A 21,751-nucleotide genomic window follows, 5' to 3' on the forward strand; every position below is an offset into this window, starting at 1 on the left:
TCCACCGTGCGAAAAGGGTATGTCGTCGCCGTCGCCCTCACGGTCGGCGCGCACCTCGCCTACCTGGCGTACGTACCGGTAGGCGGCTTCCTCGCGCTGCGCTGGCCACGCACCATCGCGCTGCACCGCGCCGCGGTCGCCTGGGGCGTCGCCGTCGTCACGCTCGAACTGCCCTGCCCGTTGACGGCACTGGAATCGTGGGCGCGCCGCCGCGCGGCCATGGACCCCTTACCCGCCACCGGGTTCGTCGACCGTTATGTCGCGGGCTTGCTGGTCCCCTCCGGCCGCGTCGGCGCCGCACAATTCTTCGCGTTTGTGTCGGCCGCCGTCTCCTGGGCCCTGTTCGCGGGGCGCGTCAGCCGCCCCGGCCGGCCTGTACCCCCGGCGCGCCGGCCACCGACGAATCCGTGACGGGCGGCACCGCGCGGGGTTGAGCCCCGCGAGAGTTGCGTTGCCACAAAGCCCAACCGGCCGCCGCAAGCAGAACGGCGGACAGTATCAACGCGGGCCAGAGGGCCAACTGGGCAAGCCACAGATCGCGCTGGAGCCGCACCACCTTACGTCGCCCGCGCCAGACCCGCTGCGGCACCTCTTTGAGAGTCATCGGACGCCAGATACCCCGGACGCAGACGTTTAAACGGCAGAACGCGGCGACATTTCGCGGACTCCGCGTGTTTCGCGCGCGACCGTGCGGGCTAGTCACCAGCATGAGCACCGAGCCGCGCGTTTCCCCCGAGCCGTCATCGCGATCGTTCACCCGGCTGGCGGCCGCGTGGTGGGCGCTTGTCGTGGGACTGGTGATCCTCATCGTCCTGCTGATCTTCGTCGCGCAGAACACCGAATCCGTCGCGGTGCACTTCCTCGTGTTCCGCTGGAACCTGCCCGTCGGCGTGGGTTACCTGCTGTCAGCGGTGGCCGGCGCGACCACGACGGTGCTCGTCGGTGCCGCGCGGATCATCCAGCTGCGCCGGGCAGCCAAGAGGCAACTCAGGGCCCTCTGATCCTCACCCGGCTGCGGGCCTGCGCGCAAAGCCCTTATCGGGCAGGCGTTTCCCGATTCGTGATGATGGTTATACCCAGTTTATTCAAGTAACTTAAATATCAACTCAGTTAACTTATCCGGGTGCGCCGGAGGGTTCGGCCCGGATTCCGGCGGGAATGCCGCAACGACCAGTCGGGGGAGATCATGGGCGAAACCAAGGATGACGTCGCGGAGGCCGTCGGCAAAGTCACCGAGGCCCTGGAGACCGTCGAGCGGGCCCGGGGACACCTCTACTCGTTTCATCAGCTGACCGGACACGCCGACTTGCAACTCGACGCCGCCGTCGCCCACCTGCGCGACGTCGGACGAACCGACCTGGCGCAATACATCAGCGACGAACTCGTCGGGCGCAACGTGTTGCCGGGCCGATGGACCTTTCAGGTCATCGACGAATACGACGACGGCTATTACCGATGCTTCCGAGAAGTCGAACGCCTGGTGCGAGACCGCCTCACCGGCGGCCGCCGGCACGTCTACGAAGCGCAGCTAAAAGAGAGCAGGCGCACACCCGCGCACCCGGCCCATACCGCCGGCCCCGACGACCACTCGGCGAAGGAGTGACCTGATGCACTGCGTCGTGTTCGGCGCCACCGGATATCTGGGCACGCGACTCGTCCCCGAGCTGCTCGCGCACAGGCACACCGTGCGGGTGCTGGCCCGTGATCCCGCAAAGCTGGACAACGTCGCCTGGCGCGGCCGGGTGGAGGTCGTCCAGGGCGACGTCGTCGACGCGACCACGGTGCGCCAGGCACTGGAAGGTCGGCAAGTCCTGTACTACCTGGTGCATTCGCTGCTGCGCTCCGACTTCGTCGACTTCGACGAACGCGCCGCCCGCACCGTCGCCAAGGGTGCGGCGCAGGCCGGCCTGTCCCGCGTCGTCTACGTCGGGGGCATCACGCCCGACGGGCAGAGGCTCTCCGACCATCTGGCCTCTCGCGCCCAGGTGGGGCGCCTGCTCGGGAGTTCGGGCGTTCCCTGCGTCGAGTTGCGCGCGGCCGCGATCATCGGGGCGGGTTCGGCCAGCTTCGAAATGCTGCGCTACCTCACCGAGCGGCTGCCGCTGATCGTCGCCCCGCGCTGGTTGCGCACCTGCGTCCAGCCGATCGCCGTTCGCGACGTGCTCTACTACCTCGTCCGCGCCGCCGAGCTGCCGGCCGAGGTCAGCCGGCCATTCGACATCGGCGGGCCCGACCGCTTCACCTACACCGAAATGATCCGCAAGTACGGCGTGATCGCGGGACTGCCCAGGCGGCCGGCGGTGCCGGTGCCGTTGTTGACGCCCCGGCTCTCGGCGCCATGGGTGGACCTACTCACCCCCCTTCCCCGCCAACTGGCCGTCTCGCTGATGGAGTCGCTGGAAAACGACGTGGTGTGTGCCGACCACGACATCGCCCGCCACATACCCGATCCGGACGGCGGACTGACGCATTACGAGGAGGCGGTCGAACTCGCCCTGGCACACGTCCGGGAAAAGGACCTGCGCACCCGATGGTCACGCGCCGACACGAACGGCGCACCATCCCAGCCGCTGCCCACCGACCCGCGGTGGGCGGGTGGATCGCTGTATGAGGATGTGCGCCAACGCCATAGCCGCTCCGACCCCGAAACGCTGTGGCAGGCCATCCGCACCGCCGTCGCCGAGCGCAACTGGTCGGTGTTGCCGTTGGAATGGCCACTGCGCGGCTGGATCAACGGCGCGCTCGGCATGTTCCGGCCGGCGCGCCGGCCACTCGACGGGCAGGAGTTGCACGAGGGCGAGGCGCTGGACTGGTGGCGCGTGGAGCATATCGACGCGCCCCGGCTGGTCCGGTTGCGCGCCGACATCCCGCTGCCCGGGCGCCTGTGGCTGGAGCTGTCCGCGAAACCCCACGACGACGTCGGCTCGCGCTACCGCCAGCGGGCGCTGTTCCAGCCGTATGGGCTTGCGGGCCAGCTCTTTTGGACCGCGGCGGCACCGTACCGCGATGCGGTGTTCGGCGGGATCGCGCGCGATGTCACGGCCACCGCACGCGCCGGCGCGAGCCGGGCGGCGGCCCCGTCGCACTGCTGAGAGGAGGACCCACATGGGTGAAAAGAGATTCCACCGGGGCGGCAAGGTGGAGTGGCGAAGCCACGGCAACACCGTCCGCGGAACGGTCGAAGGCGAAATCACCTCCGACACCGAGGCCGCCGGGCGTACCGTCCGGGCGTCCGAAGACGAGCCGCAGTACCACGTCCGCAGCGATAAGACGGGCGCGGACGCGGTGCACAAACCGGGCGCGCTGCGCCCGACCGACTGAGGCGACGACCCGACGGAGCTCTGATCGGTCGATGCCGTGAACCCCTCGAGTTCGCCGACGAACCGGCCGATCGGAGGGAAATACGCGACACTTGCCGGGGCTCGCGGGGCTCGTGTGGCGGTCGCAGATACGCTGGTCGACGAATCTTGCAGAAGGACACAGGTAAGTGACCAAGCGCGGCGCCGCTGATCGGCGACTGGACCGAGCCGAACTCGAGAAGTTGATGTCGGCCGACATGCGCGCACTCACCGCGCAATCGGACCGCATCGGCCGGCACTTCGCCCGTCAAAACGACGTGGGCGGCACCGACTTGCATGCCTTGCTGCACATCATGGTTGCCGAAACGGCCGGGACGCCGTTGACGCCGGCGCAGCTGCGCCAACGCCTGGACGTGTCGCCCGCGGCGATCACCTACCTGGTGGACCGGATGATCGACTCCGGCCACCTGCGGCGCGAGCCCGATCCCGACGACCGGCGCAAGACGCTGCTCCGCTACGAAGAATCGGGCATGGCGCTGGCCCGTTCGTTCTTCACCCCCCTCGGGGCGGAACTGCACGCGGCCCTGACCGGCATCTCCGACCGCGACCTGGCCGCCGCCCACCGGGTTTTCCTGGCGATGATGGAGGCGATGTCCACCTTCGAATCGCAACTCGACGGAGCGGCCCCCCAGCCGCCGGCCACCGGCGCGAAGCGCCCGCCGGCGAAGGGCCGGGCTCGTGCGGTGAGCAAGGTCGGTGAGCGCCCGGCCTAGCGGCGCTCACTTGCCCTCGAGGCTGACCGGAAGTGACTCATGCCGTCGGATGATGTTGTTGACGGCCCAGGTGGGGCGCCCCCTCAGGGTGATGTGGTCGACGCGCTCGATCAGCGCTCGCAGGATCGCAGCCATTTCCAGTCGGGCCAGGGCTTGGCCGGCGCACGCATGCTGACCGTTGCCGAAGCCGAGGTGCCGTCCCGCCTCCCGTCGAATGTCGAAGCTGTCCGGGTCGCTCCATTCGCCCTCGTCCCGATTGGCCGAGGCGTACATGACGACCACGCGGGACCCCGCCGGGATGCGCGTCCCGGCGATCTGGGCGTCGGCCCGGGCGAAGCGGGCGAAGGCGCGCAGGGGCGATTCGTATCTCACGATCTCGTTGAGCGCGTTGGGGATCAGGCCCGGGTCCTCCTTGAGCAGCCGCCACTGCTCGGGGTGGGCCGCGAGCAGGTACACCGCGTTGGAGATGGCGCTGATGGTGGTGTCGAGCGAGGGCGCGATGTAGTCGATCATCAGCGCGGTGCATTCCTCGCGAGTCAGCTCCCCCGCGTCCGCCACTGACAGCAGCTCGTCGACGATGCTGCCGTCGAGCACGGCGCGGTCGCGTACGACACGGCGGGCGAATCGGAGCATCCGCAAAGTGAGCGGGGCAGATCTGATGGCTTGCCAGTTCAGCGGCCCTAGGGCGTCGAATGTGGCTCCGCCCCAGTCGATCAGCCGTCCCCGCTGATCGCGCGGCCATCCGACAAGGTCGGGAACCACGGCCAGCGGCAATGCCGAGGCGAGGTCCTCGACGGCGTCGACGGTGTGGCGGCGCACGGCGCTGTCGACGATGGCGGCCGCTTGTCGATCGACCGTTTCGGCGAAGTCGCGCAACGCCCGTGGAAGCAGCCGGTGCGCAACCAATTTGCGGCGCCGGTCGTGCTCGGCGCCGTCGCTGTTGAGCGTCGTGCCGCGAGAGAGGCGATTACTGATCGGATTGAGCGCCACACCGTTGCCGGAGATGAACGTCGAGTCATCGCGCAGCGTGGCTTTGCATTCCGCGTAGCACGGCAGCGCGTACGCGCGGTGCCGGCGCAACCAGACCACGGGGCCCAGCTGGCGAAGGCGCCGATAGTGCGGATACGGGTCGATCACCGCCGCCCTGGTGTAGATGTCGGGGCGGTAGACCGCGACGCCGGCGGGCGTGCCCGGCATCACGCGGTCCGCACGGGACACCCCAACCGCGCACCGACGACTGTTCCGGCGCGGGCACGGAGTCGGAGGGGTCCGGTGAAATCGTCCATGCGCCCCTTCCCTTCAAACTGACGATATCGTCACACACGATTACATCGTCAGTCAACGGGGTGGCGCCGACGGATCGAGTTGCCCCTCAGCGACCTACGGCGGACGCGTGGCCGGGTGCGCCTAGCGCACCGGCCGCCGGGCCGCGGAGCCGAGCACCCGCTGCTCGATCAGGTCGGCCCCGCCCTGCACGCCCCCGGTCGCGACGAATCCCGCCGCCACTCGACGCGCACCGTCCACCATCGTCATCGCCGCGCGCACCTTCGCCCTCAGCCGGGCCGGGGTGAGGTTTTTGGCGGCCAGGCGGGTACCGCAGCGGGCGACCTCGACGCGCCTGGCCACTTCGGCCTGGTCGCGCGCGAACGGCACGACGCAGACGGGCACACCGCGATCGAGGGCTTTCAGCGTCGTTCCCATGCCCCCGTGCGTGATGGCGCAGCGGGCCCGCTCCAGCACGGCCGCGTGCGGGACGAAGCGGCATATGGTCGCGTTCGGCGGTCGCGGGAGATCCGGCGGTATCCCCGCCGGAAACGTCGCCACCACGTGCACGGGCTCATCGGCCAGCGCCCGCAACGCGATCCGCCCCAGAGCGGCGTCGGGCTGCTTGATCGAGGACGTGTTGACCAGCACCAGCGGCCGCTTGATGGCGGCGATCCAGGCCGGCGCGGCCGCGGTCGGCTCGAATACGCACGCGCCGATGTGGTGAACCAACCCGGCCCAGCCGGGATGCGGGTACTCGAAGGGCTCGCCCCCGACGGCCAGCAGCAGCGGCGCGCGCCGCATGAACTCGTCGACCGAAGCGACCGGCGACACGCCCAGCTCGGCGCGAATGGCGTTGACGCGCGGGACCACTGGCCGATCGAAGAGATGACGGACGATCGGCCGCACCGAGGCATCCCGGATGTCGCCGAGGACGCCCGGCAGGGGGCGAAAGCCCGGGCCGAAGGGCGGCACCCCGCGGGACCGCAGGTACGGCGTGAACGGCGAGAACACCAGCCAAGGAGTATGCCCGGCCTCCGCCGCCGACATCGCGCCCCAGCAGTTCGCGTCCACGATGATCGCGTCCGGCCCGACCGCATCCACCGCGCGGCGCAGATCCTGCACCTCGAGCACCGCTCGCCGGCAGAGCACGTCGATCGTCGACTTCAAGACGCCCAAGGCGTTTCGCGCCCGCCAATCCTCGCCGACGATCGCCTCGATGGCGGGATCGACCGGTTCGGCGTGCACGCCGACCGCGCGCATCGTCGCGACACCTTCCGCCATCGTGCGCGCGTGAACCTCGTGACCCCGGCCCGCGAGCTCGGCCAGCAGCGCCCCGACCGGCAACAGGTGACCCAGGGCCGGCGACCCGTAGGCCAGTATCACCGCCATGTCACACGCGGCTACGGGGCGGGCGTGAGGTCGACCGCGCGCAACGCCGAGAGGCTCGCGGCGCCGCAGCCGTGCAGGCAGACGCGGAGCTCATCAATGAATGGCTGCAGCCAATCCACCACGGCTGCAGCGGATTCGATCGCGGCGCTCAGCAGGGGTCGGGCGACCGCCACGACGTCGGCGCCCAACGCGATCGCCTTGGCCGCGTCCATCCCGGTGCGGATACCGCCGGAGGCCACCAACGGGATGTCCGGCAGCACCTCACGCACCTCCACGATGGCCCTCGCGGTCGGGATGCCCCAATCGGCCAGGTGCGGGTAACGAAGCTCGCCGTAGCGGACGAACTGCTCGACCCGCGACCACGAGGTGCCGCCGGCGCCCGCGACATCGATGCCGGACACCGGCAATTCGCCTTCGGCCCCAATCAATTCCGCGGCCGCCGCGCCGCCGATGCCGTGGCCGACCTCCTTGAGCAGTATCGGGCACTCGATGGCGTCGGCGGCATCCCGCAGCCTGCCCAACGAGCCGGAGAAGTCGGTGTCCCCGTTGTGCTGCATCGCTTCCTGCAGCGGGTTGGTGTGCACGGCGAGCACGTCGGCACCCACCCGGTCGAGAGCTTTCGCCAGGTCGGGCACCGCGGCCTTGGTCAGCTGGGCCAGGCCGATGTTGCCGAACAGCAACACATCCGGGGCCACGTCGCGAACGGTGAAGCTGGCCGCGGCCCGCTCCCCCAGCGCGCTGTCCAGCATTATCCGCTGCGATCCGAGCATCATCCCGATGCCGAGTTGTTGTGCGGCCGTGGCCAGGTTCCGGTTGATGGTGCCCGACAACTCGGCACCGCCGGTCATCGCACCGACCAGAATCGGCGACCGCAGGTTGGCGCCGAAGAACTTGGCGGACAGGTCGATGTCGCCCAGGCTGGTCTGGGTGAGGGCGTTATAGGGCAGTTGGTACCGTTCCAACCCGGTACTGATGTGCTCATAGTTGACCTGCTCGCCGAGGCACACGTCGATGTGCCGCCGTTTGCGGGTGGTCATGGGCCCGCGGTCGACCGTCACGGCAGGCCCCCAGGCGCGCCCAACCCCCGGCCCCTCACGTCCATAATGTCCATAGTGCCCCTTGTTGCGTACCGTCGGCGCCCTATTGCGTGACGATGCGTAATTTCAGTTGATTAATGTTTAACACACTGAAAGACTTCGATTCGTGGTGTGGGATGGCGTGGCCGCGGCCGTAACGGGACGACGGTCGTGGCTGTACGCGCTGGGGACGCTGTTGTTGGGCGTCGTCTTCATGGCGGCCGTCGGCGCCAACGCGGCGGGCGGGCAGGCCCCGCTATCGGTGCCGACCGGATCCGATTCGGCCCGCGTCGACGCCATGGCCCGCCAATTTCCCGGCGGGGACCGCGCTCCCCTGATCCTGGTCGTCGGCCGCGCCGACGGCGCCGCGCTCGGGCCCGCCGGCCTCGCCGCCGCCGAGGCGGCCCGCGACCGCATGCAGGCGGCCGCACCGCAGGGCGGACCAGGCGTTGTGGCGCCGGCGCAGGTGTCGGCCGACGGCAAGGCCGCCATCGCGGTGGTGCCCGTCAGCGCCGACCTGTCGGGTCTCGACCTGACCGACGTGGTGGCCAAGCTGCGCGGGGCCGCCTCGACCGGCCTGCCCACGGAACTGCAGGCCCACGTCACCGGCGGCCCGGCGTTCGGCGCGGACATCGCCGGCGCGTTCACCAATGCCAATGTCACCCTGCTCGCGGTGACCGCGTCGGTGGTGGCGCTGCTGCTGATCGCGACCTACCGCTCACCGGTGCTGTGGCTGGTGCCCCTGCTGGTGGTCGGGTTCGCCGACCGGGTCGCGGCGGCGGTGGGGACCGCCGTGGCGTCGCTGACCGGGCTCAGCTTCGACGGCGCCACGTCCGGCATCACCAGCGTGCTGGTCTTCGGCGCGGGCACCAACTACGCGCTGCTGCTGATCTCCCGCTATCGGCAGGAGCTGCGTCGCCATCCCGGGCACCGGGACGCCTTGCGCCGCGCGGTGCGGATGGCCGGCCCGGCGATCGTCGCCAGCAATGCCACCGTGGTGCTGGCGTTGCTCACCTTGCTGTTCGCCTCGACCCCGAGCACGCGCAGCCTGGGCGCGCTGGCGGCGTGCGGGCTCCTGGTCGCCGCGGTGTCGGCCCTGGTGATACTGCCACCGCTGCTCGCTTTGTGCGGCCGTCGACTGTTCTGGCCCTTCATCCCCCACCCCGGGGACACCGCGACCGTGGATTCCGGCGCCTGGCACCGCGTCGGGGAGTGGGTGAACCGGCGACCGGCGCTGGTCGCGGCCGTGGCGATCACCGGCCTGGCGGCGCTCGCGACCGGACTGCTGGGCACGCAGATAGGCCTGTCGCAGACCGAGCAGTTCCGGGTGCACGCGGATTCGGTCTCCGGTTATGACATTGTGGCCGCGCACTTTCCGGCCGGTCTGACCAACCCCACGCTGGTCATCGCGCCCACCGCTTCGCGGGTGCCACAAGCCATCAGGGCCACGCCGGGCGTGGTGTCGGCGACCGATTCCGGGCGCTCGGCGTCCGGGCTGACGAAGTGGTCGGTGGTGATCGACGCGCCCCCCTCCTCCGGACGGGCATTCAACACCATTGCGGCGCTGCGCGATACAACGAAGGCCGCCAGCCCCGGGGCGCTGGTCGGCGGGCCTGATGCGCAGGCTCTCGACGTCCGCGACGCCGCCACCCGCGACCGCCACGTGTTGATCCCGGCGATTCTCGCGGTCATCCTGGTGGTGCTCTACATCCTGCTGCGCTCCGCACTTGCGCCGCCGACGCTGCTGTCGGCCACCATTCTCGGGGCGCTGGCCGCGCTCGGCATGGGCGGCTGGGCCAGCAGCCATTTCTTCGGATTCCCGGCGCTGGACAACAGCACCCCGCTCTTCGCCTTCCTGTTCCTGGCCGCGCTCGGCGTGGACTACACCATCTTTCTGGTCACCCGCGCCCGCGAGGAGTCGGCACGGCGCGGCGCACGCGCCGGAATGGTGGCCGCGGTGTCGGCCACCGGCGGCGTGATCACCAGCGCGGGAATCGTTTTGGCCGCCGTCTTCTGCGTGCTTGGCGTGTTGCCGCTGATCGTGCTGACCCAGCTGGGAATCATCGTCGGCCTCGGCATCCTGCTCGATACCTTCGTGGTCCGCACTCTGGTCATTCCCGCGCTGTTCGCCCTCATCGGCGACCGCATCTGGTGGCCCGCCACACCCGAGCCTGCCAAAACCGTTGCAGCACAATCTGAAAGAGAACGGAGCATCCCGTGAACAAATCCACGTTGGCCGGCACCAGCCTCGCCGTCGTCGCCGCCGCCGCATCAGGCAGCATCGCGAGTGCCAAGGCCGTTCCCGCCTGGTACGCGCGGCTGCGCAAGCCGCCGTACCAGCCGCCCAACGCCGCCTTCCCGGTGGCGTGGACCACCCTCTACGGCGACATCGCGGTCACGTCCGCCGTGGCCATCGACCGCTTCCGCGCGGCCGGACAGCACGACCAGGCACGCCGCTATGCTGCCGCGCTCGGCGTGAACCTGGTCCTCAACGCCGGATGGAGTTGGCTTTTCTTCCGCTTCCACAAACTCGGCGCCTCGGCCGTCGGTGCTGCCTTGCTCGCGGCCAGCAGCGCCGACCTCACGCGTCGCACCGCGCAAGCCGACCCGCGGGCCGCGCTGGCCCAGTCGGCGTACCCGCTGTGGTGTTCATTCGCAACCGTACTGGCCACCCATGTTTGGCGCCTCAACCGCTGAGGAAACCATCGGATCATGCCGACCCTCTTGTGGTTTCGTCGCGACTTGCGCTTGAGCGACCATCCGGCGCTGAATGCGGCGGCCGACGAAGGCGAGGTGCTCGCCTGTTTCGTGCTGGATCCGACGCTCGAGGCCTCCGCCGGCCGGCGCCGCCTTCAGTTCCTGGGCGACTCGCTGCGACAACTGCACGACGACCTGGGGGGACGGCTACTGGTGACCCGGGGCGAGCCCGACAAGCTGGTCCCGCGCGTTGCGAACGAGATCGGCGCGTCGGCGGTGCACGTCTCCGAGGATTTCGCGCCGTACGGAAAGCGCCGTGACGAACGCGTCCGCGCCGCGCTGGGTTCGGTTCCCCTGGTGGCCACGGGTTCGCCGTACCTGGTCTCGCCGGGCCGGGTCACCAAGAAGGACGGCTCCCCCTACCAGGTGTTCACCCCGTTCCTGCGCCAGTGGCGCGAATCAGGTTGGCGCGCACCGGCTAAGTCGAGCGCGAAGTCCGCGCGTTGGCTGGATCCGGCGCAGCTGCGGACCAAGCGCGCCGAGATCCCCGATCCCGGCGCGCCGCTCGACCTCGCCGCCGGCGAGGCGGCGGCCCGTAAGCAGTGGACGTCGTTCGTGGCCAACGGGTTACAACACTACGACGAGGAGCGCAATCGGCCGGACCTGCACGGCACCAGCCGGATGTCGGCGCACCTGAAGTTCGGCACCATCCATCCGCGCACCATGGTCGCCGACCTCGACCCGGGCCAGGCCGGGGCCCAGGCATACCTGCGCGAGTTGGCGTTTCGCGACTTCTACGCCGATGTGCTGCATCACTGGCCGGCGAGCGCCTGGCGCAACTGGAACAGCCAGTTCGACGGCATCCACACCGACACCGGGGCCGAGGCCAGACGCCGTTTCGAGTCGTGGAAGGCCGGTGAGACCGGTTACCCACTGGTCGACGCCGGGATGCGTCAACTGCGCGAGACCGGCTTCATGCACAACCGGGTGCGGATGATCGTCGCCTCGTTCTTGGTCAAAGACCTGCACCTGCCCTGGCAATGGGGCGCAGAGTGGTTTTTGGACCAGCTGGTCGACGGCGACATGGCCAACAACCAGCACGGGTGGCAGTGGTGCGCGGGCTGCGGCACCGACGCCGCGCCGTACTTTCGGGTGTTCAATCCGACCACGCAGGGCGAGAAGTTCGACCCGTCCGGCGCGTACATCCGGCGATGGGTGTCCGAGTTGCGCTCGGTAGACGACGCGCACCTGCGCAAGGGAGAACGGCCGGCCGGCTACCCCGCCCCGATCGTCGATCACGGCGCCGAGCGTGCCGAGGCGCTGCGGCGCTACCAGAGCATCTGACCCGCGCGCCGGCCTGACTCAGCAACGAATTGTCGCCGGCGTGAATGTTTGCCCAATCACCTACCCGAGGCTGTCTGGCATGCAATTATCAGCCGATTCAGGAGTTGTCACGCCGCTCGGGAGGCACCAATGGCACACATCCTCGCTCGAACCTTGCTGGCTTCCGGCGCCGCCGCCGGGTTGCTGGCCGGCGTCAACGCCTGTTCGTGCTCCGTCGGCTCGTCGCACGCGGTCAGCAAGAGCGACGTCGCCGGCCAGATCACCGCGAAGATGACCGACGCCGCCGGCAACAAGCCCGAATCGGTGAACTGCCCGAACGACCTGCCGGCCAAGGTTGGCGCGCAACTCAATTGCGAGATGAAGGTCAAAAACCAGACCTTCAACGTCAACGTGACCGTGACCAGCGTCAACGGCAGCGACGTCAAATTCGACATGGTGGAGACGGTCGACAAGAACCAGGTGGCCAGCATCATCAGCGACAAGCTGACCCAGCAGGTGGGCAGGAAACCGGATGCGGTGACCTGCCCCGACAACCTGAAGGGGACTCAGGGCGCGACGCTACGGTGCCAACTCGTCGACGGCACCGACAAGTACGGCATTGCGGTGACCGTCACCAGCGTCGACGCCGGCGACGTCAACTTCGACTACAAGGTCGACGACCACCCCGAACCGCCGAGCTAGCGGGGTGGCCCTACCTAGTGGGCGGCCTTCTTGCGTTCGATGTCGGCCAGGGCGGCGGCCAGTTCCACACGCTGGGCGGCCGAGCTCTCCCAGGCGAGCTGGCGGTTCTTGACCACCTTGGCCGGCGCGCCGACCGCGATCGAGTAATCGGGGATCACACCGCGGACCACCGCGTGCGACCCCAGCACGCAGCCCCGGCCGATGGCCGTGCCGCGCAGCACCGTCACCTTCACCCCCACCCAGGTGTCGGGGCCGATCCGCACCGGCGACTTGACGATGCCCTGGTCCTTGATGGGCAGGTTGATGTTGTCCATACGGTGGTCGAAATCGCAGACGTAGCACCAGTCGGCCATCAACACCGAATCTCCGAGCTCGACGTCGAGGTAGGCGTTGATGACGTTGTCGCGGCCCAGCACCACCTTGTCGCCGAACCGCAGCGAGCCTTCGTGCGCGCGGATGGTGTTCTTGTCGCCGATGTGCACCCAGCGGCCGATCTCGAGCTGAGCCAGTTCGGGCGTCGCGTGGATCTCCACGTCCTTGCCCAGGAACACCATGCCGCGGGTGATGATGTGCGGGTTGGCGAGCTTGAACTTCAGCAGCCGCCAGTAACGGACCAGGTACCAGGGCGTGTAGGCCCGGTTGCGCAGCACCCATTTCAGCGAGGCCAGCGTCAGGAATTTGGCCTGCCGCGGGTCCCGCAGGTTCGATCCACGCCAGCGGCGATGGATCGGGGCACCCCACATGCTCGTCATGGCCGGACAGCCTAGCGATCCACCGCGCGCAGATCTCCACGGGTTACCCTCACCTGTACTCGATCGCTGCCCATGCCGACGTCCGCGGAAAGGATCTGGGGAACCCAAGTGCGTGCCCGACATGTCCCGCGTGGGCTTCGGCGGTGGTCATCCGCGCTGCTGGCGGCCGGGATCACGGTCGGACTCGGCGGATGCGCCAACACCGACTCGTGGGTGGAGGCCTCGCCCTCGGCCGGCTGGCCCGCGCAATACGGCGACTCCGCCAACAGCGGCTACACCGGCACCGCCGGCGCCACCAACCTGTCGCTGCGGTGGATGCGCTCGGTCAAGGGCAGCCTGGCGGCCGGTCCGGCGCTGAGTGCGCGCGGTTATCTGGCCCTCAACGCGCAGACGCCGGCCGGATGTTCGCTGATGGAATGGGAGAACGACAACAACGGCCGGCAACGCTGGTGTGTGCGGCTGTTCCAGGGCGGCGGCTACGCCGGCCCCCTGTTTGACGGGTTCGACAACGTTTACGTCGGCCAGCCCGGCGCGTTCCTCTCCTTCCCGGTGACGCAGTGGACGCGCTGGCGGCAGCCGGTGATCGGAATGCCAAGCACACCAAGGTTTCTCGGCCACGGGCAGTTGCTCGTGGTGACCCATCTGGGTCAGGTGCTGGTCTTCGAGGCCCACCGCGGCGCGGTGGTCGGCAGCCCGATGGATCTGGTGGACGGTGTCGACCCCACGGACGCGACGCGCGGGCTGGGCGATTGCGCGCCGGCGCGGCAGGACTGCCCGGTGGCCGCCGCGCCCGCCTTCTCGGCGGCCAGCCAGATGGCGGTGCTGGGTGTCTGGCAGCCGGGCGCGCCCGCGGCGGGTCTGGTCGGGCTGAAGTATCACCCCGGGCAGACGCCGCTGGTGTCCCGGGAATGGACCAGTGACGCCGTCGACGCGGGTGTCATCGCCAGTCCGGTGCTGTCCGCGGACGGGTCGACCGTCTACGTCAACGGCCGCGACCAACGACTGTGGGCACTGCACGCCGCCGACGGCAAAGTGAAGTGGTCGGCGCCGCTGGGGTTCCTGGCACAGACGCCGCCCGCGGTCACGCCCGCGGGCCTCATCGTGTCGGGTGGCGGCCCAGGCACCCGGTTGGTGGCCTTCAAGGATGCGGGCGATCACGCCGATCAGGCGTGGCGCCGAGATGACGTCGTCCCGTTGTCGTCGTCGAGCCTGGCCGGCGCGGGGGTCGGCTACGCGGCCATCAACGCCCCGGTCGCGAACGGCGCTCCGGGCATGTCGCTGCTGGTCTTCGATCCGGGCACCGGTCACACGCTGGGCAGCTACCCGCTTCCAGCGGCTACCGGCTACCCGCTGGGGGTTTCGGTGGGCGTCGACCGCCGCGTGGTGGCCGCCACCAGCGACGGCCAGGTGTACGGTTTCGCGCCTGCCTGACCCGGCCATACTGAGCCAATGGCCACCGATGACAACGAGATGCCGGCGGCGGTCGCCGCGTACTCCGGAAAACGTGAGCGCAACGTGGCGGTGGACCGCACGGCGACCGTGGTGCTGCTCGCAGTCCACGCCTTCCTGATCGCGGTCACAATAGGCCTGCTGAGCCTGTTCGTCATGGGCACCGACCCGTGCGGCTCCCGGAAGTGCGGCGACCCCGCATGGATCGACCGCGCCATGTTCCTGGGACTCGGCGGCGGCGCCGTCGTCTTCGTCGCAGTGCTGATCGTCGCGATCCGGCGCCTTGCCCGGCGCCGCACCGCCTTTTTCGTCCCGCTGGTCGGCTGCGTCGCGCAAGTCGCGCTGGCGGTCGGCGCCGCGGCGATGGAAACGCTCGCGGGTCCGGTCTAGACGGCCAGCGGCGGGATCGTGTTGCGGGGCACCTCGGCTTGCACCGGCCCGGCAAACGCCGGCAGCATCTCACCGGGCGCAAAGTAGAAGATCAGCTCATCGTCGGTGATGGCGAAGTTCTGGTAGTGCGTCGGGTCGCGCCCGGTCGAGGGCAGAATGGCTGCACCCAACGGGGTTTGGCGCGCCAGGTCACGCTGCACGACCGGGAAGATGCTGTCCAGCGGCGCGGTGCCCGGCGCAAACAGGTTGTCGAAGGTGATGGGCTGCTTGGTCCCGAGGTTGTAGTTGAAGGCCTTGTACCAGATCGACGGATGCGCTCCCCCGAGATCCTGAAAGAACTTGAGCACCACGCTGCGGGTGTTGCGCGGGGGCTGACCGGATGCGCGCTGCTCGGTTGTGGCCTCCAGTTGGTAGGGCTGATCGCGGGGCCCCGAACTTTGTGCGACGTTGACGAAGCCGTCCCGGTTTTGCGTGATGTAATCGGTCAGCGCTTGCTCGTCGGGGTAGTCGGCGGGGAACACCATGTTGAGCGTGTAGGTGGGGCCGGTGGCGCGGATGCGGCACATCTGGCCGTCCTCGATGGTGCCGCCCAGGCCGGCACACGACGGTGGCGCGGCGGCCGCCGGCCAACCCAACAGGGCCGCCGATGCGAGCACCACGGCCGCGATCAGATAACGCATTCTTCGAATGTCCTTGCGGGATTAGGCGGCGCTGGCGCCTGAACTAGCGATCGCCCCAGCCTACCGGGCGCTATCGCGACGGCCGGCAAACGAAAGCCGTCGCCCCTCCGGCGGCCCGTGAACCCAGGCGGGTGATGACCACCGTCAGGGGCCGCCCACCGCGCAGCCGCATCCGGCGCCGCAGCGCGTCGGGGTCCACCCGCACTCCGCGCACCAGGATCTCCAGCGCCCCGCAATCGAGCGCCGACAAGGCCCGGCGCAGCCGTCGCTCATCGAACGCCAGCTGCTCGAGCACCTCGAAGCCCCGGACCGCCGGCGGCAGCTCATCCCCCGACAGGTAGGCGATGTCGGGGTCGAGTTGCCACAGCCCGTGCCGCGCGCCGTAATGGCGCACCAGCCCGGCGCGGACCACCGCGCCGTCGGGGTCGACGAGCCATCGCCCGGCGGGGCGCACCGGGCAGTCGTCCGGGTCGCTGTCGGTGACCTGCTCGCCGCGATCCAGGATGCTGGCGCGCCGACGGATGCCGCGCTGCGCCAGTCCGGCGGGCCACAGGCACGCTTCGCGCACCGAGCCGCGATAGGACGTCACCTCGATCTCGCCGGCGAAGCCGAGCTTTCTCAATTCGTCGAAATCGATTCCGGGCGAACACTTTACGATAAGGTCACGATCCCGGTAGGTATCGATCAGGGCGCCCAGGCCGGGCCGGTAGTCCTCGATGCGGAAGCGGCGCCGCCCGCCGAGGCGTCGCGCCGGGTCCACCAGGACCGCGGCGTCGCGGGTCACCGGAGCCAGCGCGTCGGCGCGGCACAGCACGGCCGCCTCCCCCAGGTTGTGCCGGGCCATGGCCAGCCGCACCGCATCGAGGTCGCTGCCGAGCGCGCGGACGCCCGCACCGCGCAGCGCGGCCAACTCGGTGCCGATCGAACAGGTGGCGTCGTGCACGACCACCCCCGCCTCGGCCAGCCGCGTGGCCCGGTGCACGGCCACCGGGGCCGCGGTGGCCTGCTGCAGCGCCTCGTCGGTGAACAGCCAGTTCGACACCGGCACTTCGGCGCCCAGCCCGCACAGTTTCTCGGCGGCGCGCCGGCGCAGCAGCGTCGTCTCCACCAACACCGGCGCCCGGTCGCCGAACCGGGCGCGCGCCGCGGCGATGTCGGCGACCCGGCTGGCATCGGAGAGCTCGAGTCCGGCGACCGCGGCCAGCGCCGCGGCGCCCGATTCCGACCGCAGATAACGGACGTCCTCGACGCCGAAAGTGAGGCCCTCAGTCAGGAGGGTTTGACCCCGGTGATCATCACGTTGTAGAACCAGCCCTTCGGCGCGACGTGCCGCATGACGTTGGCGTCCAGCCAGCTCAACGTCTTCCAGCTGGTGAACGCGAACTTGGCCCAGCCCCAACCCAATCGGCCCGGCGGCACCGCGCATTCGAACGTGCGCAACGGCCAGCCCAGCATCGCGGCGGTGAATTCCACGGTCGCCGTTTGCACCTCGGTCGCGCCGGCATTGCCGGCCAACCGCTCCAGGTCGCCCGGCGTGAAGGTGTGCAGGTCGACGACGGCCTCCAGCGCCGCGGCGCGGGAGGATTCGTCGAGCTCGGCCTGCGGGCGCCGCCAGCCCTGCAGGCCCGGCAACTTGGTGACGTTGGTCGCCAGGCGCCAGGTCAAGGTGGACAACGTGCGGGCATAGGTGTCGCCGACGGTGGTGGGTTCGCCGGCGAACACAAAGCGGCCGCCCGGCCGCAGCACCCGGACGACCTCGCGCAGCGCCAGCTCGACGTCGGGGATGTGGTGCAGCACGGCGTGTCCGACGACCAGGTCGAAGGTGTTGTCCTCGTAAGGGATTCCCTCGGCATCGGCGACCCGCCCGTCTATGTCCAGCCCCAGCGACTGCCCGTTGCGGGTGGCGACCTTGACCATCCCGGGCGACAGGTCGGTGACCGACCCGCGCCGGGCCACCCCGGACTGGATCAGGTTGAGCAGGAAAAACCCGGTGCCGCAGCCTAATTCGAGGGCGCGATCGTAGGGCAGCTCGCGCTGCACCCCGTCGGGCACGATGGCGTCGAAGCAGTCCCTGGCGTAATCCACGCAGCGCTGGTCGTAAGAGATCGACCACTTCTCGTCGTAGGACTCGGCCTCCCAGTCGTGGTAGAGCACCTGGGCCAGCTTGCTGTCATGCCGGGCGGCCTCCACCTGCTCGGCTGTGGCATGCGGGTTGGGAACGGCATCGGTCGAACTCGTCGTCATGCAGGGCAGCCTAACGGGCGCCGGAGTCCGGGTCCTCGTCGCCGGTCTGACCAGCGGCGAACACGTCGATGTAGCGGCGCCGCTCGGCGGCCCCCCGATCGGCCGGGCCCAGCTCGAACACGTCGTTGATGCCGGCCTTGGCCGCGGCCAGCGCGTGCCGCGGGCCGTCGAGGAAGCGGCGGGCCCACCCCGCGGCGGCGTCGTACACGTCGTCGGGGGCCACCATCTCGTCGATCAGGCCCAGCGTCAGCGCCTCCTCGGCGTCGAAGAACCGGCCGCTGAACACCAGTTCCTTGGCCCGGCTCGCCCCGGCCGCGCGGGTCAGGCGGGCCATGCCGTCGCCGCCGGGGATCAGGCCGGCCAGGATCTCCGTCGCGCCGAACTTCACGTTGTCGCCGCTGACGCGCCAGTCGGCGGCCAGGGCCAGCGTGAGGCCGGCGCCCAGCGCGTAGCCGGTGATGGCGGCCACGGTCGGCTTGGGGATCCCCGCCACGGCGTCGATGGCCTGCTGCCGAGCCCGGGCCGCCGTCTCGGCCTCAGGTGCCGTCAGCGTGCGCAGCTCGGGCATGTCGTCGCCGGCCGAGAAGATCTCGTGGCCACCGAACAGGATGATCGCGGACACGTCGTCGCGCTCGCCGAGTTCGGCGGCCGCCGCCACGATCTCCCGGTAGACCTGGCGGGTCATCGCGTTGGTCGGCGGGCGCGACAGCAGCAGCATGGCCAGTCCGGCATCCTGCGAGCCGTCGCTGACCACCGTGCTGACGAACTCGCTCAATGCCGCCATCCCATCCCGCCGGCCTCGCGTGCCCGGTGGTAGCGGTCGGAGTCGAAGAACTCGAACACCCAGTTGTCGCCCTGGATCTCCAGGTGCGGCTGCACGGTCACGATCTGCCGTTCGACGGCCAGCACGTCGGCGACCGTCCGCCCGGCCAGCGAATCCAGCTGGGTCCACGTCGGCGGCAACAGGAAGCAGCGCCCGGCGGAGAAGTCGTCGATGGCGGCCTGCGGCGTCGTCCAGCCGGCGTGGTCGGATTCGGTGTTCTCGCCGTCGGCCCGCTGCCCCTGCGGCAGGGCCCCCACGAAGAAGTAGGTGTCGTAGCGGCGGGTGCGCTCGGCTTCCGGCGTGACCCAGTTGGCCCAGGGCCGCAACAGGTCGGAGCGCAGCTCCAGGTTCTCGCGGCGCAGGAAGTCCGCGAACGACAACGTGCCGTCGGCGAGCGCGCGGCGGGCGTCGGCGTACACCGAGGCGTCGCCGACGATACCGTCCGGGTCGCCGGCCGGCCCCGCGAACAGCACCCCCGACTCCTCGAACGTCTCCCGGGCCGCGGCGCACACCAGCGCCTCGGCCAGGTCGGGTTCGATGCCGAACCGCTGCGCCCACCACTGCGGCGGCGGGCCGGCCCACGCCCCGAGCCGGCTCAAGTCGGCGTTGCGGTCGCGGTCGTCCACGCCGCCGCCGGGAAACACCATGGTCCCCGCGGCGAACTCCATCTTGGCGTGCCGCCGCATCAGGAAGACGGCGATCCCGCCCGGGTCGTCGCGGACCAGCATCACGGTCGCCGCCGGGCGCGGGACCAGCGGTGGCGGTTCGGTCGCTGACGTCATAGTTGCCTCCGGTGGGCTGCGCGGGTACGGACGCGGCGGGCGAAATAACGCCCGTCGACGAGGTCGAGGGCGATCGCCTGGCCGAACGCGGTGGACAGGTTCTCGGCGGTCAGCACGTCGGTCAGCAGGCCGGCGGCCACCACTTTTCCTTCGGACAGCAGCATGCAGTGGCTGAAGCCCGGCGGGATCTCCTCGACGTGGTGGGTGACCAGCACCAGCGCGGGGGCGTCCGGGTCGGCCGCGAGGTCGGCCAGCCGCGCCACCAGCTCCTCCCGGCCGCCCAGGTCGAGGCCGGCGGCGGGTTCGTCGAGCAGCAGCAGCTCGGGATCGGTCATCAGGGCACGGGCGATCAGCACCCGCTTGCGCTCGCCTTCCGACAGCGTTCCGTAGCGACGGTCCGCGAGGTGCTCGGCGCCGAGGCTCTCCAGCATGTCGATGGCGCGGCGGTAGTCGACGTCCTCGTAACGCTCCCGCCAACGACCCAGCACCGCGTAGCCGGCCGAGACGACCAGGTCGCGCACCACCTCGTCGGTGGGCACGCGCTGCGCCAGGGCCGACGAGCTCAGCCCGATCCGGGAACGCAACTCCGAGACGTCGACCCGGCCCAGCCGCTCCCCGAGCACGAACGCGACGCCCGACGAGGGGTGCTCGGCCGCCGCGGCCATCCGCAGCAACGACGTCTTGCCGGCCCCGTTCGGGCCGACGATGACCCAGCGTTCGTCGAGTTCGACCTGCCAGTCCACCGGCCCGACGAGGACCCGTCCTTCCCGCAGCAGTGAGACGTCGCGGAAGTCGATCAGCAGATCGGGGTCGGCTGCCTCCGTACCGATTTCGGGCACCCGACCATCGTGCCGTACGGCGACCGCTACGCGTCGGGCGGTATCTCCACCCGGCGCACCTCGCCGTCCACGGCGTCGGCGGCCTCGATCTCGCCGCGCGTCACACCCAGCAGAAACAGCACCGTGTCCAGGTAGGGGTGGCTCAGCGAGGCGTCGGCCACCTCCCGCAGCGCCGGCTTGGCGTTGAACGCCACCCCGAGGCCCGCCGCGGCGAGCATGTCGATGTCGTTGGCTCCGTCGCCGACGGCGACGGTCTGCGCCATCGGCACCCCGGCCCGCTCCGCGAAGTCCCGCAGCGCCGTGGCCTTGCCGGCGCGGTCGACGATCGGGCCGAGGACCCGCCCGGTGAGTTTGCCGTCGACGATCTCCAGGTCGTTGGCGGCGACGTAGTCCAGCATCAGCTCCTCGGCCAACGGCTCGATGATCCCGCGGAAGCCGCCGGACACCACACCGCAGTGAAAACCCAAGCGCCGCAACGTCCGCAGCGTGGTCCGGGCCCCGGGCATGAGCTCGAGCTGAGCGGCGACCTCGTCGATCACGGAGGCGGGCAGGCCCGCCAGGGTGGCCACCCGTTGTTCGAGCGACTGCGCGAAATCCAGCTCGCCGCGCATGGCCGCCTCGGTGATGGCGGCGACCTTGCCCTCGGCACCCGCCCGGGCGGCCAGCATCTCGATGACCTCGCCCTGCACCAGCGTCGAGTCCACGTCGAACACGATCAGCCGCTTGGCCCGCCGCTCCAGGGTGTAGTCCTCGACCGCCACGTCGATGCGTTCCTCGGCCGATACCTGGTTCAGGGTGGTCCGCAGCGCGGCGTCCGACCCCGGCGGCACCGAGACGCGCAGCTCCAGACCGGTCACCGGGTAGTCGGAGACACCGCGGATGAGGTCGATGTTGACGCCCAGGCCGGCCACCGCCCGGGCCACCGCGCCGAACGCGCCCGCGGTGATGGGCCGGCCCAGCACGAAGATGGTGTGGGTGGAGGGATCCCGAATGATCGGCACGTCGTCGCTGCGCTCGATGCTGACGTCCAGCCCCACCCGGCGGATGGCCGATTCGACATCACGGCGCAACTCCGCGCCGTCGGCGACGTCCGCCGGGCAGCACACCAGCACACCGAGCGTCAGGCGGTGCCGGATCACCACCTGTTCGACGTTGAGCAACTCGACGCCGTGCGGGGAGAGCGCCTCGAAAAGGGCCGACGTGACGCCCGGTTGGTCCACTCCGGTGACGGTGATCAGCACCGACACCTTCGGTGTGCTCACTCGCG

23 protein-coding genes are annotated in these 21,751 nt (G+C 70.1%); 12 read left to right on the top strand and 11 right to left on the bottom strand.

The annotated features are described in order from the left end of the window. The first annotated feature begins 6 nt into the window (after positions 1-6). The 6 genes from A5692_RS16150 to A5692_RS16175 all read left to right on the top strand — a co-directional run bounded on the left by A5692_RS16150 (position 7) and on the right by A5692_RS16175 (position 4,072). Positions 7-411: a DUF2784 domain-containing protein gene (locus A5692_RS16150; RefSeq protein WP_068057588.1), complete on the top strand. Its 405-nt coding sequence runs from the start codon at positions 7-9 to the stop codon at positions 409-411. Between the two features lie 296 nt (positions 412-707). Beyond that, positions 708-1,001 (top strand): lipopolysaccharide assembly LapA domain-containing protein, encoded by a 294-nt coding sequence (locus A5692_RS16155; protein ID WP_068057590.1) that lies wholly within the window; start codon positions 708-710, stop codon positions 999-1,001. A gap of 185 nt (positions 1,002-1,186) precedes the next feature. Beyond that, positions 1,187-1,603, top strand: coding sequence for a hypothetical protein (locus A5692_RS16160; protein ID WP_068057689.1), 417 nt, complete (start codon positions 1,187-1,189; stop codon positions 1,601-1,603). 4 nt (positions 1,604-1,607) lie between these two features. Then, positions 1,608-3,092 (top strand): DUF2867 domain-containing protein, encoded by a 1,485-nt coding sequence (locus tag A5692_RS16165; RefSeq protein ID WP_068057593.1) that lies wholly within the window; start codon positions 1,608-1,610, stop codon positions 3,090-3,092. A gap of 13 nt (positions 3,093-3,105) precedes the next feature. Further along, a complete protein-coding gene (locus tag A5692_RS16170; RefSeq protein WP_068057595.1) occupies positions 3,106-3,321 on the top strand; it encodes a DUF2945 domain-containing protein in 216 nt (71 codons plus the stop codon). Between the two features lie 166 nt (positions 3,322-3,487). After that, positions 3,488-4,072, top strand: coding sequence for a MarR family winged helix-turn-helix transcriptional regulator (locus A5692_RS16175; protein ID WP_068057597.1), 585 nt, complete (start codon positions 3,488-3,490; stop codon positions 4,070-4,072). Positions 4,073-4,078: 6 nt separating this feature from the next. Here A5692_RS16175 and A5692_RS16180 read toward each other — a convergent pair whose 3' ends face one another. The 3 genes from A5692_RS16180 to fni form a co-directional block, all read right to left on the bottom strand. Next, the gene (locus tag A5692_RS16180) at positions 4,079-5,269 is read right to left on the bottom strand and encodes a cytochrome P450 (RefSeq protein WP_068057599.1); all 1,191 of its coding nucleotides are present in this window, start codon (positions 5,267-5,269) and stop codon (positions 4,079-4,081) included. A gap of 210 nt (positions 5,270-5,479) precedes the next feature. Beyond that, complete coding sequence (locus A5692_RS16185) at positions 5,480-6,727, bottom strand: glycosyltransferase (RefSeq protein WP_068057601.1); 1,248 nt, start codon at positions 6,725-6,727, stop codon at positions 5,480-5,482. Positions 6,728-6,738: 11 nt separating this feature from the next. Beyond that, positions 6,739-7,764, bottom strand: coding sequence for a type 2 isopentenyl-diphosphate Delta-isomerase (gene fni, locus A5692_RS16190; RefSeq protein WP_082962786.1), 1,026 nt, complete (start codon positions 7,762-7,764; stop codon positions 6,739-6,741). Between the two features lie 166 nt (positions 7,765-7,930). Here fni and A5692_RS16195 point away from each other — a divergent pair, with 166 nt between their 5' ends. The 4 genes from A5692_RS16195 (at position 7,931) to A5692_RS16210 (ending at position 12,525) form a co-directional block, all read left to right on the top strand. Continuing rightward, entirely contained in the window at positions 7,931-10,024 is a 2,094-nt protein-coding gene (locus tag A5692_RS16195) for an MMPL family transporter (RefSeq protein ID WP_068057605.1), read from the top strand. Further along, positions 10,021-10,500: a TspO/MBR family protein gene (locus A5692_RS16200; protein WP_068057607.1), complete on the top strand. Its 480-nt coding sequence runs from the start codon at positions 10,021-10,023 to the stop codon at positions 10,498-10,500. The genes A5692_RS16195 and A5692_RS16200 overlap by 4 nt, the downstream gene beginning before the upstream one ends. Before the next feature lie 15 nt (positions 10,501-10,515). Further along, positions 10,516-11,844 carry a deoxyribodipyrimidine photo-lyase gene (locus tag A5692_RS16205; RefSeq protein ID WP_068057609.1) on the top strand — a complete coding sequence of 443 codons (1,329 nt, stop codon included), beginning with the start codon at positions 10,516-10,518 and terminating at the stop codon, positions 11,842-11,844. A 129-nt stretch (positions 11,845-11,973) separates the two neighbouring features. Next, the gene (locus A5692_RS16210) at positions 11,974-12,525 is read left to right on the top strand and encodes a DUF4333 domain-containing protein (RefSeq protein ID WP_068057611.1); all 552 of its coding nucleotides are present in this window, start codon (positions 11,974-11,976) and stop codon (positions 12,523-12,525) included. A gap of 14 nt (positions 12,526-12,539) precedes the next feature. Here the strand turns inward: A5692_RS16210 and A5692_RS16215 are convergent, their stop codons facing one another. After that, positions 12,540-13,277 (bottom strand): acyltransferase, encoded by a 738-nt coding sequence (locus tag A5692_RS16215; RefSeq protein WP_068057615.1) that lies wholly within the window; start codon positions 13,275-13,277, stop codon positions 12,540-12,542. A 72-nt stretch (positions 13,278-13,349) separates the two neighbouring features. On the opposite strand from A5692_RS16215, the gene A5692_RS16220 reads away from it, so the two are divergent. Then, positions 13,350-14,708, top strand: coding sequence for a PQQ-binding-like beta-propeller repeat protein (locus A5692_RS16220; RefSeq protein WP_068057617.1), 1,359 nt, complete (start codon positions 13,350-13,352; stop codon positions 14,706-14,708). 18 nt (positions 14,709-14,726) lie between these two features. Beyond that, positions 14,727-15,116: a DUF6264 family protein gene (locus A5692_RS16225; RefSeq protein WP_068057619.1), complete on the top strand. Its 390-nt coding sequence runs from the start codon at positions 14,727-14,729 to the stop codon at positions 15,114-15,116. On the opposite strand, the gene A5692_RS16230 is transcribed toward A5692_RS16225, so the two are convergent. From A5692_RS16230 to serB, 7 genes are all read right to left on the bottom strand, one after another. After that, positions 15,113-15,796, bottom strand: coding sequence for an esterase (locus tag A5692_RS16230; RefSeq protein WP_068057621.1), 684 nt, complete (start codon positions 15,794-15,796; stop codon positions 15,113-15,115). The two genes, A5692_RS16225 and A5692_RS16230, sit on opposite strands and share 4 nt — an antisense overlap. Positions 15,797-15,866: 70 nt before the next feature. After that, on the bottom strand, positions 15,867-17,069 hold the full coding sequence (locus tag A5692_RS16235) for a class I SAM-dependent methyltransferase (RefSeq protein WP_197514484.1): 1,203 nt from the start codon (positions 17,067-17,069) through the stop codon (positions 15,867-15,869). Beyond that, a complete protein-coding gene (locus A5692_RS16240) occupies positions 17,066-18,040 on the bottom strand; it encodes a class I SAM-dependent methyltransferase (RefSeq protein ID WP_068057625.1) in 975 nt (324 codons plus the stop codon). The genes A5692_RS16235 and A5692_RS16240 overlap by 4 nt, the downstream gene beginning before the upstream one ends. Before the next feature lie 10 nt (positions 18,041-18,050). After that, positions 18,051-18,815 carry an enoyl-CoA hydratase gene (locus A5692_RS16245; RefSeq protein ID WP_156766113.1) on the bottom strand — a complete coding sequence of 255 codons (765 nt, stop codon included), beginning with the start codon at positions 18,813-18,815 and terminating at the stop codon, positions 18,051-18,053. After that, positions 18,812-19,645 carry an NUDIX hydrolase gene (locus A5692_RS16250; protein ID WP_068057628.1) on the bottom strand — a complete coding sequence of 278 codons (834 nt, stop codon included), beginning with the start codon at positions 19,643-19,645 and terminating at the stop codon, positions 18,812-18,814. The genes A5692_RS16245 and A5692_RS16250 overlap by 4 nt, the downstream gene beginning before the upstream one ends. Beyond that, positions 19,642-20,484: an ABC transporter ATP-binding protein gene (locus A5692_RS16255; RefSeq protein ID WP_068057630.1), complete on the bottom strand. Its 843-nt coding sequence runs from the start codon at positions 20,482-20,484 to the stop codon at positions 19,642-19,644. Before A5692_RS16255 ends, A5692_RS16250 begins: the two co-directional genes overlap by 4 nt. 26 nt (positions 20,485-20,510) lie before the next feature. Beyond that, entirely contained in the window at positions 20,511-21,746 is a 1,236-nt protein-coding gene (gene serB / locus A5692_RS16260) for a phosphoserine phosphatase SerB (protein ID WP_068057632.1), read from the bottom strand. Positions 21,747-21,751: the final 5 nt, after the last annotated feature.

Origin of the sequence: Mycobacterium sp. E342, assembly GCF_001667665.1 — a bacterium.
Lineage (GTDB): Bacteria > Actinomycetota > Actinomycetes > Mycobacteriales > Mycobacteriaceae > Mycobacterium.

Excerpts from the sequence above, each read along its gene's own strand:
- A5692_RS16155 (WP_068057590.1), top strand. The coding sequence starts at position 708 with ATGAGCACCGAGCCGCGCGTTTCCCCCGAGCCGTCATCGCGATCGTTC.
- A5692_RS16160 (WP_068057689.1), top strand. The coding sequence starts at position 1,187 with ATGGGCGAAACCAAGGATGACGTCGCGGAGGCCGTCGGCAAAGTCACC.
- A5692_RS16165 (WP_068057593.1), top strand. The coding sequence starts at position 1,608 with ATGCACTGCGTCGTGTTCGGCGCCACCGGATATCTGGGCACGCGACTC.
- A5692_RS16170 (WP_068057595.1), top strand. The coding sequence starts at position 3,106 with ATGGGTGAAAAGAGATTCCACCGGGGCGGCAAGGTGGAGTGGCGAAGC.
- A5692_RS16180 (WP_068057599.1), bottom strand. The coding sequence starts at position 5,269 with ATGCCGGGCACGCCCGCCGGCGTCGCGGTCTACCGCCCCGACATCTAC.
- A5692_RS16185 (WP_068057601.1), bottom strand. The coding sequence starts at position 6,727 with ATGGCGGTGATACTGGCCTACGGGTCGCCGGCCCTGGGTCACCTGTTG.
- fni (WP_082962786.1), bottom strand. The coding sequence starts at position 7,764 with ATGACCACCCGCAAACGGCGGCACATCGACGTGTGCCTCGGCGAGCAG.
- A5692_RS16205 (WP_068057609.1), top strand. The coding sequence starts at position 10,516 with ATGCCGACCCTCTTGTGGTTTCGTCGCGACTTGCGCTTGAGCGACCAT.
- A5692_RS16210 (WP_068057611.1), top strand. The coding sequence starts at position 11,974 with ATGGCACACATCCTCGCTCGAACCTTGCTGGCTTCCGGCGCCGCCGCC.
- A5692_RS16215 (WP_068057615.1), bottom strand. The coding sequence starts at position 13,277 with ATGACGAGCATGTGGGGTGCCCCGATCCATCGCCGCTGGCGTGGATCG.
- A5692_RS16220 (WP_068057617.1), top strand. The coding sequence starts at position 13,350 with ATGCCGACGTCCGCGGAAAGGATCTGGGGAACCCAAGTGCGTGCCCGA.
- A5692_RS16225 (WP_068057619.1), top strand. The coding sequence starts at position 14,727 with ATGGCCACCGATGACAACGAGATGCCGGCGGCGGTCGCCGCGTACTCC.
- A5692_RS16230 (WP_068057621.1), bottom strand. The coding sequence starts at position 15,796 with ATGCGTTATCTGATCGCGGCCGTGGTGCTCGCATCGGCGGCCCTGTTG.
- A5692_RS16240 (WP_068057625.1), bottom strand. The coding sequence starts at position 18,040 with ATGACGACGAGTTCGACCGATGCCGTTCCCAACCCGCATGCCACAGCC.
- A5692_RS16250 (WP_068057628.1), bottom strand. The coding sequence starts at position 19,645 with ATGACGTCAGCGACCGAACCGCCACCGCTGGTCCCGCGCCCGGCGGCG.